We start from the raw sequence: 14297 nt of genomic DNA on the forward strand, positions 1-14297 counted from the left end.
AAGTGCATGATTTGAGGTTCGGAAGAACCTTTTTGTGTAGATTGGATTGAACTTGATTCAAGTTCAATAAACTAGACTATCCAAATTGAAGGAGGTATAGAATGTTAATAGTAGACAAAGAAGGTATCCTTATCAGATACAACGTTAAAATGGAAAAATCAATGACCCCTGAAGAGGCGGCAGCAGAACTCTATCCAAAAGAGGAGTTATACAGGCCAATCGCAGAAGCGATCTTTGAGGGTGAAGAAGATGATGTAGTAGAAGGTCTTGAAGCAGCAATCGCAGCAGGCAAGGACCCAATTGCACTCATCGACGATGCACTTATGGTAGGTATGAAGGTAGTAACAGACCTTTACGACCAGGGTGTAATCTTCCTTCCAAACGTAATGATGTCCGCAGACGCAATGCTTGATGGTATCGATTTCTGTAAGACCCAGTCCAACGAAGCACCTGTCCAGAAGGGCAAGGTTGTCTGTATGGTCGCAGAAGGTGACGTACACGACATCGGTAAGTCAATCGTAGCAGCTCTCCTCAGAGCAAACGGCTATGAAGTTATCGACCTCGGAAGAGACGTACCATCCGCAGAAGCACTTGCAGCTGTAAAGGAACATGAGCCAATCATGATGACCGGAACTGCACTCATGACAACAACCATGTATGCATTCAAGGAAGTCAACGACCTTCTCGTCGAGAGCGGAATCACAATGCCATTCGCATGTGGTGGCGGAGCAGTAAACCAGGACTTCGTTTCAACCTACTCACTTGGTGTATACGGAGAAGAAGCAGCAGACGCACCAAAGATGGCAGACGCTATCCTTGCAGGCGCAGACATTGCAGCACTGAGAGAGAAATTCCACCAGCACTGAGGTGATTAAAAATGGCAATTAACAGATTCACAACAATGGCATATTCCGAAGCAGATGAAATGGTCTTCGGTAACGCAAAGAAACCTGTAAAAGCAGGTCTTGACCTTGAGATCGGAGCAGGATACACAACCGCAGAAGTAAACTACGCACCAAGGCCAGAAGCCGGTGAGTCCATGGAGAAACTCGTAAACGAGTACCAGAGGATCACAAAAGACATTATGGCAAGAATGGTCCAGGTCGGTTTCCCATCCGTAGTACTTGAGACAGAACACGTACAGCAGATGACCAACAACCCATCATGGGGAGCAGCTGTAGCACACGCACAGAAGACCATCATGGAAGAGTACCATGAAGAATACGGAATCAAATGTGCACTGAGACATACCCCTGGTGACATCAGAGAGCACAAAGAGTTCATGGAACTCAGAGGCGACAAGATGACAACCGTCATGGAGTCCTTCGAACAGATTGCAGAAAGCGGTGCAGACCTTCTCTCCATCGAATCAATGGGTGGAAAGGAAATCTTCGACTACGCAGTACTCAGGAACGACGTTCCAGGTATGCTTTACGCAATAGGCTGCCTCGGTACCATGGACATGGAATACCTCTGGCAGGAAATCGCAGGTGTAGCACAGAAGAAGGGCGTAACAGCTGCTGGTGACACAGACTGTGCACAGGCAAATACTGCAATGTTCATTGCAGGTGGACTTCTTGACAAGAACCTTGCACACACACTCGCAATCCTCGCAAGAGCAATCTCCGCTCCAAGATCACTCGCAGCATACGAAGCTGGCGCAGTAGGTCCAGGAAAGGACTGTGGATACGAGAACATCATCGTAAAGGCAATCTCCGGTATGCCAATGTCCTTTGAAGGTAAGACATCAACCTGTGCACACTCAGATGTAATGGGTAACCTTATCATGCAGTGCTGTGACCTCTGGTCAAACGAGTCCGTTGAATACCACGGTGAATTCGGTGGTACAACAGTACAGTGCTGGTCAGAATCCCTCAACTACGACTGTGCTCTTATGAACACAGCTCTTAAGTCAGGAAACGAGAAGATCCTCAGAGACCTCCTCATGGCTTCCGACAGATTCAGAGACCCACAGTCATATGTCCTTGCATACGACAACGCATACACCGTCGGTGAAGCAATCGTAAAGGATGCAGACGACGTCTTCCTCCGTGCAAAGAACGCTGCAGTAGCATGCTGCGACCTCCTGAACAACGCAGAGGGTCTTGAGATGACAAAGTTCGAACTCGGTGCACTCGAGAAGGCAACCGCAGAACTCGACGCAATCACCTCAGAGTCCGAGACATTCATGAGCGAATGCATGGAGCGCTTCAAGAAGGAAGTACCAGTATTCAAGCCAGAGAACTACGCTCTCTAAATGTAGTGTTAGAAGTTTTCTTTACGAAAACTTCTTTCTTTCATATTTCAAAAACGAAACTTAATCACAATTATCACTTACAAATTAACTCCACAATAAAAATCATAGGCTTTACAGTAAAAAGGGTCAAACGCCATCAATTCTACCTCCAACTCCACAACCTTCAATTTATGGCAAGTACCTGTCACTTCTCCTGTAAAGCCTTTGATACTTTTCTCATCTTTATTCAGATTCCCTTTTTCTATATTCACTTTCACTGAAAAGAGTACTTCTTTTTCACAGTGAGAAATGTCCGCACTTGAAAGTGTTTAAATTACATTCTAATTTTCATAATGTACTGAATAATTTATTATTGCATTCATTTGAGGTGAAGAAATGTGGAAAAGAATATCCTATTTGCAGAAAAACCTTGTATACAGCATACCTTTGTTTATGGTGCTTGGAATTGTATTCGGTTATAATTATGATCCTTCATTTCTGAAAGTTCTTATTATTCCTCTTACTTTTCTGATGGTTTATCCGATGATGGTTAACCTCCAGATTAAAAAAGTATTTTCCGGAGGGGATACGAAGGTACAGTTTGCAACGCAGTTGATAAATTTTGCAATAATCCCATTTTTAGCTTTTGGACTGGGAAGGATATTTTTTGCAGATGATCCTCTGGTTGCATTGGGACTGCTTCTTGCATCTTTGCTTCCAACAAGCGGAATGACTATTTCATGGACAGGATTTGCGAAAGGAAACCTTAATGCTGCAATCAAAATGACAGTAATAGGTCTTGTTGCAGGCTCGTTGGCAACTCCTCTGTATGCAAAGTGGTTGATGGGTGCGGTTATTGAGATTCCGTTGCTTAATGTATTCAAGCAAATAGCCTTGATTGTATTTCTGCCTATGATTGCAGGTTATGCTACCCAGCGATATATTATATGGAAATATGGAGAGGCAAAATATCAAAAGGATATTAAAAAGAAGTTCCCTATGCTTTCTACTCTGGGTGTTCTGGGTATTGTATTCGTTGCAATGTCCCTTAAGTCCAAAACAATAGTATCCCAGCCTTCAATGCTCGTAGACCTGTTGGTTCCACTTGCGATATTCTATGCCCTAAACTTTATATTGAGTACACTGGTTGCCAAATTTTTGTTCAGCCGTGAGGATGGTATTGCTCTTGTATATGGTACTGTCATGCGTAATCTTTCAATAGCTCTTGCTCTTGCAATGGCTGTATTTGGAACACAGGGCTCTGATATTGCTATGATCATTGCACTGGCCTATATCATTCAGGTTCAGTCTGCTGCGTGGTATGTTAAATTTACAAATATCATATTTGGAGAGTCTATAGACAGAGCAAAGGATGTTATGGAAGAAGGTATTTTTGCACTGCATGATGAATCGACCCTGCATGATGCGATAAAACTACTTGATGAAGAACACATTCATTCTCTTGCGGTCCTGAACAAAAATGAAGACCCTTCTGGTATTATTTCCTCTGAAATGATAATCAACCTTCTTGCCGATGGTATACCATTGAATGAAAAACTAAAAGCTATAAAATTACTTCCAATATTGAAAATAGAAGAGAGACTTCCATTAAAGGAAGTAATTTCCATGATGAAAAGACAACATGAATACAAGGCATTGATAATTGATGACAGAGGAAATTACAAGGGTGTGATTACCGAGTCAGATATAATTGACAAAATGAATCTTAATGTGTGAGAAATGTTCTATTTTGAGAATATCTGTCCACATTTCTATTATTTTCAAATGCTGCTTTTGATATTGAACTATCAAGTTGCATGTACATGGATATGGATTCCATGTACATCATACTAATAAGCACAAACAAAGATTCAATCTTTTAGGTGCCTTTTATGGATTCTTCAAAACGATTTCATTTACTTGCTATATTCACACTAATAGCTATAGTTTCTCTACCCGGTTTGATAGATAATAGTAGCTCCACAGAGCTTTCTGTCAGTGAGATAAGTGTAACACCTTCCGGTTATCAGGTTGAACCGGGAAGCACTTTCACTATTGATATTGATATAGCTCCGGTTACACCGATATCAGGTGTGCAGTTTGATGTTTTACTCCCATCTTCCGATTTTTCTGTACTTAGTGTTAGTGAAGGTGATCTTTTCTCACAGTCCGGAGCATCAGTGGCATTTGAACTAAAAAATACTCCTTCTTCCAGTTCTTCCGGAACGGTTTATTCTGCTGTTCTTGGAAATGTATCTGCAAGTGAAGCAGGTACGGTTGCAGAAATGACTGTTGTGGCAGGAGAGGATACAGGTTTTTTTGATATAGGACTTGCTAATGTTATAATGAGTGACACATCTTCAAACCCTATAGAATTCGTGAGTGATCCAGCAACTATTCTGGTAGATTCAAAACCCGTGCTGGAAGATGTTGAATCTGTACAGGTGACTGAAAATAATCTACTTGACCTTAGGTTCCAGGCAACTGATCCTGACAACGATGTACTTTCATTCTCAGCTACTTCCCTTCCGGAAGGTGCATCCTTTGAGAGTTCAACAGGTACCTTTCTATGGACACCTAACTCTTCTAATATAGGTGATAACTTATTTGAGATCACAGTAAGCGATGGTTATCTGACCGATACAAAGGTCATAACAATTGAAGTTTTTCCTTCTGATTTTCCACCGATAGCATATGCAAATGGACCTTATGAAACAAGAGTTGGAAAAAAGATCAAATTATCAAGCACAGGATCTCATGATCCGGACGGAACTATAATGTCATATACATGGGACTTCGGTGATGGTAGCACTGCTGTCGATGAAAATGCGTTCCACACCTATAACACAGCGGGTACCTATACAGTAACACTCACTGTTATGGATAATGCTGGTAATATTGATACTGATGTAACAACTGTTACTGTTGAATATTTTTTCAAATATTATCTTGATAAATTCAAATAATCATGGTATTCAATGGAATAAAAATGATGTAGGAGGGCTTTAAGCCTTATGCCATCCTATTTCTGTAAGTGTTTCTACGTCACTTTCTTTGATTTTTATTGTAAATTGACACATTTCGTCTTCCAGGCTGACAGAGCTTAGATCTGAAACTTCAATGTTGTAGATTGTAGCAAAGTATGCAACTATAAGTTCTTCTTCACTCGGTTCTTTCAGGAAATTGATGTTGCCTTCACTGTACCAGGTTTGCCAGGGTGTCTGGTTGCAATTCATCTCATCTGATATCATTGTAACAGTTTCTTCCAGCATAACCTGATTCATTTCATCCCATACTCCATCAATTATTGCAGAATTCACATTTCTGTTATAAAGTACAATTTCAATGTTGTGTTCTGTAATTACCTGAATTATCATCTGGTCGGACCTGTTACCATAACCCCCATGATTACTTATGAATGTGTAGTTCAACATAGCTTCACGTGGATTTTCGTCACTTACCTGATAATTTACAAATTCAAGGTCAGAACCATCAAAGCTGTATGTAGGTGCGTTCATGATCCATTCACTGGCAATCTCCTTTCTTTCATCTTCAGTGGGTGCCAGTGCATATTGTCTGAGTTCCAGGAGCGCATCATTGATCTCTTTCAGGTTATCCGGCATATATTCTGATGCATAAGGCTCCACCTTAACAATTTTAGTCACACCATCCTGCATAACCTGAATCTCAACGGTGCCACTATCTGCAATAATGGGTTGTCCTTCCTGTGGTTCGTACAGTTCATCCAGTTCCATGAAATCATTGTTGTTGAAAAGAGCAATCAGCTCATTTCTTGTTTCCTGATCTATGGGTTTGACATATCTGGCTGTTAACTCATTCTGGTAATTGTAATAACTGAAATTCACTGATGTGGAATTTACAACCATTTTCTGAATTGCCATTTCAGGTAATGTGAAAGCACCGTATGAAAGATGCACAATTGTTGCATCATCGGAAATGGTATTTTCATCAGTATTATCCTGCACTTCAGCACAGCCAGCACTTATAAGAAATAATGCTAATATGAAAATTGAAAATAATTTCTTCAATAATAACCCTCCCGTTATTAGTTGGTTTGTTTTTACTATTTCTAGTTTTGTACTATCTTGAAGATTAGTCTGGAACATGTTTTCAATTTATTAAACAATATTGAAAACTTCAAACTGACTTGAAGTTAAATTCGGGTATTTCGGACTGGCTTTTGTTTGTATGATTATGGTTTTTTTGTCAGTACAAAAATTGGATTCTCACACAAAATATTTATATTCATTTTTCCTTTCCATTTTATGGAAGAATCAACTATTTTTGAGATATTTGATGGATTACCCAGACAAGGCCCCTGCAGCAATAAATGTACTGAAAAAGCATTCAGGTCTATTCCATACTTACCTGAAGGTTCGAAGATCCTTGATATTGGATGTGGGGTTGGTATGCAGACAATACACCTTGCAGAGATCTGCGGCAATTGTCACATAACTGCAGTTGATGTTTACCAGCCATATCTTGATACCCTAATGGAGAATGCAAAGGCAAAAGGTGTTGATGACAGGATTACTACAGTCCGTTCTTCCATGGATAAGCTACCTTTTGAAACCCGGGAATTCGATCTTATCTGGGCAGAGGGTTCTATATTTGTCATGGGTTTTGAAAGAGGACTTGAATAATGGAGACAGTTCCTTAAAAATGAGGGATACATTGCATTGACAGAAGCTGCATGGTTCATAGACAATCCGGCAGAGGAAGCAGTACAATTCTGGAAGCAATGTTATCCGGATATAAAGAATATACCTGACACTGAAAAAGTGATAACGGGCTGTGGATATGATCTGATCTCAAGTTTTAAGCTTCCTGCAACTGCCTGGTGGGATGAATACTATGTTCACTTGGAAAAAAGGCTTGATGATATCAGTGAACAGTTAAAAGGGAAAAATGATGCGGAAATGATAATTGAGTTTGCCAGAAAAGAGATAGATATATTCAAAAAGTATCCTGATGAATATGGTTATGTGTTCCTCATCTTCCAGAAGAACACAAAATAATACTATGGTAATTGTCTAGAGCTCAGAATTTATACAAGGATCTCTATCATCCCGTTTTCAATTTTTGTTTCGTAGGTTTCAACTTTTGGATCGTCCATATCGATATATTCGCCAGTGTCTACATTCTCTCCGGTCCTTATATCAAAACCCCAGTTATGACAGGCACATTTGAGTGTGTACTCTTCAAGGGTTCCGCTTTTAAGAGGGCATCCCTCATGAGGGCATTCGTTATCAAGTGCGTATATTTCATTGTTCTTTTTAACAAGAGCTATTTGCTTGTTCCCTGTGTTCACAACTTTAATTTTTTCATCTTTAAGATCTTCTTCCTTAACAGCAGCTACCCACTCAGGCATTTTCTAACCTCTTTAACCTTTGATTTTATGAAGAAAGAATTGTTTCCAATCTGTGATGGTTTGAAACATTCTCCTATAAGATTCTCTGATCTTCGTTTATAAATAAATTTCCAGTCATTTCCTGGCAGGCTGACAATTAATTTACGATTAACCCCAAAGTACATAAACGGACAAAACAGATATATTTAGCAATAAATAGCAGTAGCAGGCTTCATTCATAAAGCCTGTAATTAATTTCAGGAATGAAAATCATCAATACAATAAAACAAATAAAAATATTAGCTAACGATAGGTTACCGGTAGATGTTCTGCGGTTATGGTCAAAACGCATAATGTTCTATGCTATTCTGTTTTTATTAAGTCTGGGAATATCTCATTACTTTGTTTATATGTTCGGTCCTTCGGACTATAGCATGGCAAGTGCCCGTTACATGATAAGCGCTCTGATACAGAGTGAAGCTGCCATAATGGCAATAATTGTAACTTTGAGTCTTGTTGCTGTGGAAATGGCTTCCAGTTCATATTCTGTGAGAATGATAGACCTGCTAAAATCATACAACCCTGATTTCTGGATATTGATGATCATCTATATTGCATCAATGAGTTACAGCCTTTTTATTTTAAAGGCAATTCCGGATAAAAGCAATGAAGAGATAAACATGCACATATCGTTTGTATATCATACAGGAATCTATTCCTTTGTAATATTATTCCCGTATCTTTTCAGAACCCTTAAAACACTTAAACCTTCAACATTATTGAACATGCAGGCAACGAAACTTACAGCCGTTAATATTACAACAGCTATAAGTTCTGATTCAACAGATCCTCTCGAAAAAGACCCGATACAGCCAATAATAGATATCGTAAGCAGTTCAATGTTGAACCATGATTTTGAAACAACAAGGAATGGTTTGAACATCATAGGTATCAGGTCAAAAGAAATATTTTCAAATACCAGTCTTGAAACTACTGAGCGCAAAATAATAGCTAATTACATATTCTCAAGACTGGCGAGATTCGGGAAATTCACCTTGAATCACTACGATGAAGATGCTACTTTCATTGTTATCAGAAATCTTGAATATTTATGGACTAAGCTTGAAAAGACAGATAGCAGAGAAGCAGTTTTACAGGCGGCATCTTCAATGGAACAAATAGGTGTTGTTGCTGCAGATGTCAATCAGAAAAATATTCTTTCTACTGTAATAAATTACCTTTATGACATTGGTCAGCATGGACTGGATGAAGAGTTCGATGGTGAAACATCAAGGATTATCAATTCCATTGGTTCAATAGGTATTGCATGTGTAGGAAACCGAATTGAACCTTGGATTATTGAAGATATAATTGTTTATATCAGCAGACTTGGTTTGAGAGCCAGTGAAAATGATAAGCAATGTTCAGTTAACCAGGCTTTGGATCAATTTGATGCGCTTAAATTATCTATGGAGTTTGAAACAACTCCTGAATATAGGCGTTTATGTGTTAAAATAGATAAAATAATGGCAGCTATCAAGCAGGAATAATAAGGTATTAACACCGACAAGCTTAATTCCGGTGTTGCTGTTAAAGGAGCACTGATCTTTTTTGTTTTGTATTACCAAAACAATTTGGAACGTTTGAAACTTAATTTTAAAACATGGCTGGTTAAAATCATTGAAGATGAGAAATCACATTCTATGTTTTACATAAATGCCATACCATCACAGGAAATATAACATGGAATCATCAACTTTCAAAGACCTTTATTTATCGCGTAATCTTGAAAAGGCAATTAAAGAACTGGGTTTTGAGGAACCCACACCAATACAGTCAAAAGCTATTCCTTTTATTCTTGAGGGCAGGGATGTTATCGGTCAGGCACAGACCGGAACAGGTAAAACAGCAGCATTCGGCATACCTGCGCTTGAAATGGTAAATTCCAGAAGCAAAAAGACCCAGGTTCTTGTGCTCTGTCCTACCAGGGAGCTTGCAAACCAGGTTGCAGACGAAATAGGAAAACTTGGAAAATACACCGGTACCAAGATACTGGCAGTTTATGGCGGACAGAACATTGACAGACAGATCAAGGTTCTTAAAAGAGGTGTGCAGATAGTAATAGGCACTCCGGGAAGAGTACTGGATCACATTGAACGAAAGACTTTAAATCTAAACAGTGTGCAGATGTTTGTACTTGACGAAGCTGATGAAATGCTTGATATGGGCTTCAGGGAAGATATTGAGAGTATTTTTGCCAGTATTCCTGAAGGCAGACAGACAATTCTTTTTTCAGCTACTATGCCAAAGCCAATAATGAAGCTGACAAAGAAATATCAGCAGAATCCTGAACTTGTCAAGACAATCCATAAAGTGGTTACTGTTCCTAATATGGAGCAGGCATATTTTGAGGTCAAACATCATATGAAACCTGACATTCTCTGCAGAATGATAGATATTCATGATGTGAAATCATGTCTTGTTTTTTGTAATACCAAAAAGATGGTGGATGAACTTGTTTTAAAACTTAAGAACAGGGGATATCTGACAGATGGCCTTCATGGTGATATGAAGCAGAACCAGAGAGAGAAGGTCATGGGAAGTTTCAGGAATGGTGAGATAGAGATTCTTGTTGCTACTGATGTGGCTGCTCGTGGTATTGATGTTGAGAATATTGAAGTAGTGTTCAACTTTGACATGCCGCAGGACGAGGAATCTTATGTTCACAGGATCGGAAGGACCGGACGTGCAGGAAGACAGGGTATAGCATTCACTTTTGTCACTGCAAGGGAAATATACAAGATCAAGAATATCCAGAAGTATACACGAACCAAAATAAAGTGCCGCAAGGTGCCTACAAGAAGTGATGCTGAAGATTTCAAGGCAAATATGCTGGCAAAGAGGGTGAAAGAGACAGTTGATGAAGGGCACCTTGGAAAGTATATCCACTGGGTTGAGAAAATGCTGGACGAGGATTGTACTTCCATGGATGTTGCTGCTGGTCTTGTAAAGATAATGCTTTCAGAGAATAAATGAGGATTGTTCTGGTATATTAGGATAATATGGGATTTTTCAGGAAAAACACTTGTAAAGAAAACTTTTTTCCTGAATAAACCTACCAGTTACATGGTACATATTATATACTTTGAGCCTATCATATAGGCTAGAACCAATTATCCACCTACTGTTTAAAAAACTTATTTTTACAGTAATAAGATAAAGTCGAATATTCGTTTTATTTGAATTGGATATTTTGATGCCGTGAAAAAGCTGACAGCATTTATCAGAAATGTAGTTCTTTTTGAATAAAGCAGGAATAAAAGTTTACACAATCGAGGTATTAATCTGGCTAATTATAGAAGTAAAAAAAGGAAAAGTAACGCAAACGGCGGAAACACAGACGGTGAAGTTGTCAGGGTAAGAACCCCACGTAAAGAGAATGGTGAGGTTCTGGCAACGGTTTCCAGTTTGCTTGGAGCTAACAGGGTAAGACTGCAGTGTATGGACGGAGTTGTCCGTATGGGCAGGATACCTGGTTCCAAGAAGAAGAGAATGTGGGTACGTGAAGGAGATATCGTTATTGCAACTCCCTGGGAGATCCAGGATGAGAAAGCTGATGTCATATGGAAGTACACACGTCCACAGGTAAACTGGTTGGATCGTAAAGGTTTCCTTAAGTAAGATGAGATGAATTCCAAAATTCATCTTTTCTAAAACCTATTTTTAATTTAAACTTAGAGTTTAACCACAAATTGAAATTACATTCTACGTAGTTTTTATACTTCCTTTATATTTCTGAATGTTCCTGACCGAAGGTCATGGTTATGAACTAAATGTAAAATATGCTGTATAAGTAAAATAGTTTAAAAAAACTCAAATCTAAGTTTTGAAAAAAAGTTGAAGTATCGTAGATGATACTTCAATAAGAAGATAGGTGTTTATTCTGCGACTTCGCCGAATGCGAACTTTCTCAGAACTTTTGTTACCTTGATGGTTACTTCGTCACCGACTGATGTGCCTGGTACGAAGATTACAAAACCGCTTACTCTTGCAATTCCGTCGCCTTCTCTTGCGATATCTTCAATTGTTACGTCGTATGTCTCGCCTGCATCTACTGGCGCTGTTGATTCTTCTCTGTTAAACATTTTAAATTCACGTCTTTTTAATTTAGCCTAAAATATAAGAGTAAGCTGAAAACATAATGCAAAATAGTAATCTACAATTTAAGTAAATGACATTAGTGCCTCTACGTTTAGCAAAACAACCTTATTTTAAAGCACTCTATCATAGGTTTGTTTCTATAAAAGGATTATGCACGATTCTTTCTTCTTCGGTGCTTTCTGTTTTTGAAAACCTTATTCTTTTTATTAATACTTTTTAGACTGTCATTAGCAACATCCATCTTCACCACAGCAGCATGCATCGCTATCCATATCTTTGCCTTTCAGGGCTGCACCTATCATTGCCCAGGCACAGCCAACACCACTCTGGACATCGATTGCTTCAACAGGGCAATTGACTGCACAAGCTCCACATTCCATGCATGCTGAGGGTTTAGTGAGTTCTACGTGTTCTTTTCCTTCTGTGAACACTCCATGGGGACAGACCTGCGTACAAATTAGGCAGTTGATGCATTTCTCTTGATAGAATTGAAGCGTATTTTCAATATATGAATTCAACATCAGATCATCTCCATCAGGTGTATGATTCCAAGAATGATTAGGCAAAGCATTCCTATGCCCGCTTTCAATGCCATATAGGGCACATATCTGAATATCTCTTTCTTAACACCGGTCCTTGATGTATAGGTTGTGCAACCTGTAAAGTTAAGAGCAAGATATCCTGTAACTGCCGGTACTATCAGAAACATTGCCATCAATACCAGTATCTCCTTCCAGAGGGGCATGTTAGTATTTGCTGCATGGAATATCCCAAAAGGCAATGCTATAAGCCATCCTAAAACAATTCCCTTGATACTGAGGTCATGTGCAGGCAGGTAAGGCAGCAGAACAGGGAACAAAACTGTTCCTGCAAATGCTGTTACGATTGCCAGAATCGCTGCAAAGGGACCGGACAACAGGTAGAGGATTATTGCAGCGATAAAAGTCGGTTTGATGACATGGATGAACTCTATTGGTGTCAGTACCAACCGGTCACGGAAAGTGAACCTGATCTTCCTCATATCATGTGTTGCGGTGTAGTTCCTGAGATATTCCGGCAGGTCTTCTGCACGTACAGGTCCGTATTCTACCTTAAATCCTGACCTGCGTTTTACTTCGTGTGCAGAAACACCAGGTGCACCAAGCTGTGGCAATATGAGGTTACGATGGTTGACTATCTTATCGAGCCCTGACCACCTGATGCGATATACTATCTCATCAGTGCCAAATGTTCCCTTGCCAGCAGCACACCAGACATTGATACCTTTTGTATCAATTACAAGAATATAACAGTCGATATTTTTCAGTGAACTTCGAAGTGCATCGAAACTCAGTGTATAGTTAGCTGATACAAAGACAGGAGAGTCAGTATTGGGAGTGCCAAGTTTGTAGATGCCGGGTTTTACTTTGTGTCCTGAACGCTTTACTCCCCAGCGTGCAAGGAAATGGTCAAACCTGTCATTGAATGTTAACGTACTTGTTGTTTCACGGATTACCGGTGCAGGGCTGTTTTTGTCCAGACCTATCATCTGAATGAACTGATCTGTATCCGCTTTACTATCAGGTTTGCAGCATGAACCTGTATCTCTGGTGTTGTCCATGTTTTCGCCTTGTAATGTGCTATTTCAAAAAGATTTGAACAATTAGTAGTATGGTGAGAAGCTGCACTTATATTTATTGATTAAAACTTCAAACCTGAATGAAAATAACAAATACATATAAAGTTGTATGTATTCATATTAAGAAAAATCATGAGGTTGTTGGTGTGAAAAAAATCCTAGTTATTTGTATAATGATTGGATGCCTACTTTTATCAGGTTGCGTAGGTAATGAAGATGGAAATACTACAGGAATGTCCGATGAAAACTCTTCTATAGATTCATTTACTGTAGAATCAGATTCAGAATCCACTAAAATAGCTGATGATTCAATGCCTCTAGAACCAGATTCTGAATTTATTTCCTTTCCTGATTTGATAATTGAACCCATTGATGTTCCTGAACTTGTTTTCCTTGAGTATCGAATTTTTGCAGTACTAAAAACTGACTCTTTTTATGTAGGGGCAAGACCAGAAACATATCTCACAGATAATTTACCTGTGGATATGCGCAATGTTGGAGAATATTCTGGATGGTTGGAGAACTCATCTTCCTCCGGTTCATTAAAGGTTACATCCATAACTTTATTCAAATATGATTCGGAAGATGGATTTGATGGACTCATAAATCCTTTAAGGAACAGATTTGAAGAAGATGATGATTCATCTATAGAAGGTTGGAAATATGGAACTTGTAACATTGGAGTGGATTGTTTTTATTTCACGGAACCAACATCAAAAGATGTATCAATTACTACATTGAGATTTTATACTTCTAATCATGAAGTTGTAGAGATTGTTACTAATGGTGAGGAAGATAAAAGTATAGAAGAAGCAATCAGAATTGCACAAATAATAGAAGAAAAGCTTGATTAATTTTCTAATATTAAACTTTTCTTTTTCCTTATTTAGTTGACAATTCTGGCGATGTTT

15 protein-coding genes are annotated in these 14297 nt (G+C 38.9%); 10 read left to right on the plus strand and 5 right to left on the minus strand.

Annotated elements, in window-relative coordinates:
* Positions 1–101: 101 nt before the first annotated feature.
* The 4 genes from mtaC (at position 102) to J2746_RS02980 (ending at position 5202) form a co-directional block, all read left to right on the plus strand.
* Positions 102–866 carry a methanol--corrinoid protein MtaC gene (gene mtaC, locus J2746_RS02965; protein WP_209616023.1) on the plus strand — a complete coding sequence of 255 codons (765 nt, stop codon included), beginning with the start codon at positions 102–104 and terminating at the stop codon, positions 864–866.
* Positions 867–877: 11 nt separating this feature from the next.
* Complete coding sequence (mtaB, locus tag J2746_RS02970; RefSeq protein ID WP_209616026.1) at positions 878–2257, plus strand: methanol--corrinoid protein co-methyltransferase MtaB; 1380 nt, start codon at positions 878–880, stop codon at positions 2255–2257.
* A gap of 375 nt (positions 2258–2632) precedes the next feature.
* Positions 2633–3973 carry a bile acid:sodium symporter gene (locus J2746_RS02975; RefSeq protein ID WP_209616029.1) on the plus strand — a complete coding sequence of 447 codons (1341 nt, stop codon included), beginning with the start codon at positions 2633–2635 and terminating at the stop codon, positions 3971–3973.
* A 155-nt stretch (positions 3974–4128) separates the two neighbouring features.
* Positions 4129–5202 carry a PKD domain-containing protein gene (locus J2746_RS02980; protein WP_209616032.1) on the plus strand — a complete coding sequence of 358 codons (1074 nt, stop codon included), beginning with the start codon at positions 4129–4131 and terminating at the stop codon, positions 5200–5202.
* A gap of 39 nt (positions 5203–5241) precedes the next feature.
* Here J2746_RS02980 and J2746_RS02985 read toward each other — a convergent pair whose 3' ends face one another.
* Complete coding sequence (locus J2746_RS02985) at positions 5242–6285, minus strand: hypothetical protein (RefSeq protein WP_209616034.1); 1044 nt, start codon at positions 6283–6285, stop codon at positions 5242–5244.
* Positions 6286–6522: 237 nt separating this feature from the next.
* Between J2746_RS02985 and J2746_RS14615 the strand changes: the two genes are divergently transcribed.
* Positions 6523–6900: a class I SAM-dependent methyltransferase gene (locus tag J2746_RS14615; RefSeq protein ID WP_245249954.1), complete on the plus strand. Its 378-nt coding sequence runs from the start codon at positions 6523–6525 to the stop codon at positions 6898–6900.
* A gap of 36 nt (positions 6901–6936) precedes the next feature.
* Positions 6937–7275 (plus strand): hypothetical protein, encoded by a 339-nt coding sequence (locus J2746_RS14620; RefSeq protein ID WP_245249955.1) that lies wholly within the window; start codon positions 6937–6939, stop codon positions 7273–7275.
* Between the two features lie 29 nt (positions 7276–7304).
* Here the strand turns inward: J2746_RS14620 and J2746_RS02995 are convergent, their stop codons facing one another.
* Positions 7305–7628: a Rieske (2Fe-2S) protein gene (locus J2746_RS02995; RefSeq protein ID WP_209616037.1), complete on the minus strand. Its 324-nt coding sequence runs from the start codon at positions 7626–7628 to the stop codon at positions 7305–7307.
* 389 nt (positions 7629–8017) lie between these two features.
* Between J2746_RS02995 and J2746_RS03000 the strand changes: the two genes are divergently transcribed.
* The 3 genes from J2746_RS03000 to eif1A all read left to right on the plus strand — a co-directional run bounded on the left by J2746_RS03000 (position 8018) and on the right by eif1A (position 11288).
* Positions 8018–9157 (plus strand): DUF2254 family protein, encoded by a 1140-nt coding sequence (locus tag J2746_RS03000; protein ID WP_483414099.1) that lies wholly within the window; start codon positions 8018–8020, stop codon positions 9155–9157.
* Between the two features lie 193 nt (positions 9158–9350).
* Positions 9351–10643: a DEAD/DEAH box helicase gene (locus J2746_RS03005; protein WP_209616042.1), complete on the plus strand. Its 1293-nt coding sequence runs from the start codon at positions 9351–9353 to the stop codon at positions 10641–10643.
* A 309-nt stretch (positions 10644–10952) separates the two neighbouring features.
* Positions 10953–11288, plus strand: coding sequence for a translation initiation factor eIF-1A (eif1A, locus tag J2746_RS03010; protein WP_209616664.1), 336 nt, complete (start codon positions 10953–10955; stop codon positions 11286–11288).
* A 257-nt stretch (positions 11289–11545) separates the two neighbouring features.
* On the opposite strand, the gene J2746_RS03015 is transcribed toward eif1A, so the two are convergent.
* From J2746_RS03015 to hgcA, 3 genes are all read right to left on the minus strand, one after another.
* The gene (locus J2746_RS03015; protein WP_209616045.1) at positions 11546–11752 is read right to left on the minus strand and encodes a TRAM domain-containing RNA chaperone; all 207 of its coding nucleotides are present in this window, start codon (positions 11750–11752) and stop codon (positions 11546–11548) included.
* A gap of 243 nt (positions 11753–11995) precedes the next feature.
* Positions 11996–12289 carry a mercury methylation ferredoxin HgcB gene (hgcB, locus tag J2746_RS03020; RefSeq protein ID WP_209616048.1) on the minus strand — a complete coding sequence of 98 codons (294 nt, stop codon included), beginning with the start codon at positions 12287–12289 and terminating at the stop codon, positions 11996–11998.
* The gene (hgcA, locus tag J2746_RS03025; protein WP_245249957.1) at positions 12289–13368 is read right to left on the minus strand and encodes a mercury methylation corrinoid protein HgcA; all 1080 of its coding nucleotides are present in this window, start codon (positions 13366–13368) and stop codon (positions 12289–12291) included. The genes hgcB and hgcA overlap by 1 nt, the downstream gene beginning before the upstream one ends.
* Before the next feature lie 98 nt (positions 13369–13466).
* Between hgcA and J2746_RS03030 the strand changes: the two genes are divergently transcribed.
* A complete protein-coding gene (locus J2746_RS03030) occupies positions 13467–14240 on the plus strand; it encodes a hypothetical protein (protein WP_209616051.1) in 774 nt (257 codons plus the stop codon).
* Positions 14241–14297: the final 57 nt, after the last annotated feature.

The sequence above is a fragment of the Methanolobus bombayensis genome (assembly GCF_017873415.1).
Classification (GTDB): domain Archaea; phylum Halobacteriota; class Methanosarcinia; order Methanosarcinales; family Methanosarcinaceae; genus Methanolobus; species Methanolobus bombayensis.

Bases quoted from the DNA above. Each gene is read 5' to 3' on its own strand.
- mtaC (WP_209616023.1), top strand. From the start codon at position 102: ATGTTAATAGTAGACAAAGAAGGTATCCTTATCAGATACAACGTTAAA.
- mtaB (WP_209616026.1), top strand. From the start codon at position 878: ATGGCAATTAACAGATTCACAACAATGGCATATTCCGAAGCAGATGAA.
- J2746_RS02975 (WP_209616029.1), top strand. From the start codon at position 2,633: ATGTGGAAAAGAATATCCTATTTGCAGAAAAACCTTGTATACAGCATA.
- J2746_RS02980 (WP_209616032.1), top strand. From the start codon at position 4,129: ATGGATTCTTCAAAACGATTTCATTTACTTGCTATATTCACACTAATA.
- J2746_RS14615 (WP_245249954.1), top strand. From the start codon at position 6,523: ATGGAAGAATCAACTATTTTTGAGATATTTGATGGATTACCCAGACAA.
- J2746_RS02995 (WP_209616037.1), bottom strand. From the start codon at position 7,628: ATGCCTGAGTGGGTAGCTGCTGTTAAGGAAGAAGATCTTAAAGATGAA.
- J2746_RS03000 (WP_483414099.1), top strand. From the start codon at position 8,018: ATGTTCGGTCCTTCGGACTATAGCATGGCAAGTGCCCGTTACATGATA.
- J2746_RS03005 (WP_209616042.1), top strand. From the start codon at position 9,351: ATGGAATCATCAACTTTCAAAGACCTTTATTTATCGCGTAATCTTGAA.
- J2746_RS03015 (WP_209616045.1), bottom strand. From the start codon at position 11,752: ATGTTTAACAGAGAAGAATCAACAGCGCCAGTAGATGCAGGCGAGACA.
- hgcB (WP_209616048.1), bottom strand. From the start codon at position 12,289: ATGTTGAATTCATATATTGAAAATACGCTTCAATTCTATCAAGAGAAA.
- hgcA (WP_245249957.1), bottom strand. From the start codon at position 13,368: ATGGACAACACCAGAGATACAGGTTCATGCTGCAAACCTGATAGTAAA.
- J2746_RS03030 (WP_209616051.1), top strand. From the start codon at position 13,467: ATGAAAATAACAAATACATATAAAGTTGTATGTATTCATATTAAGAAA.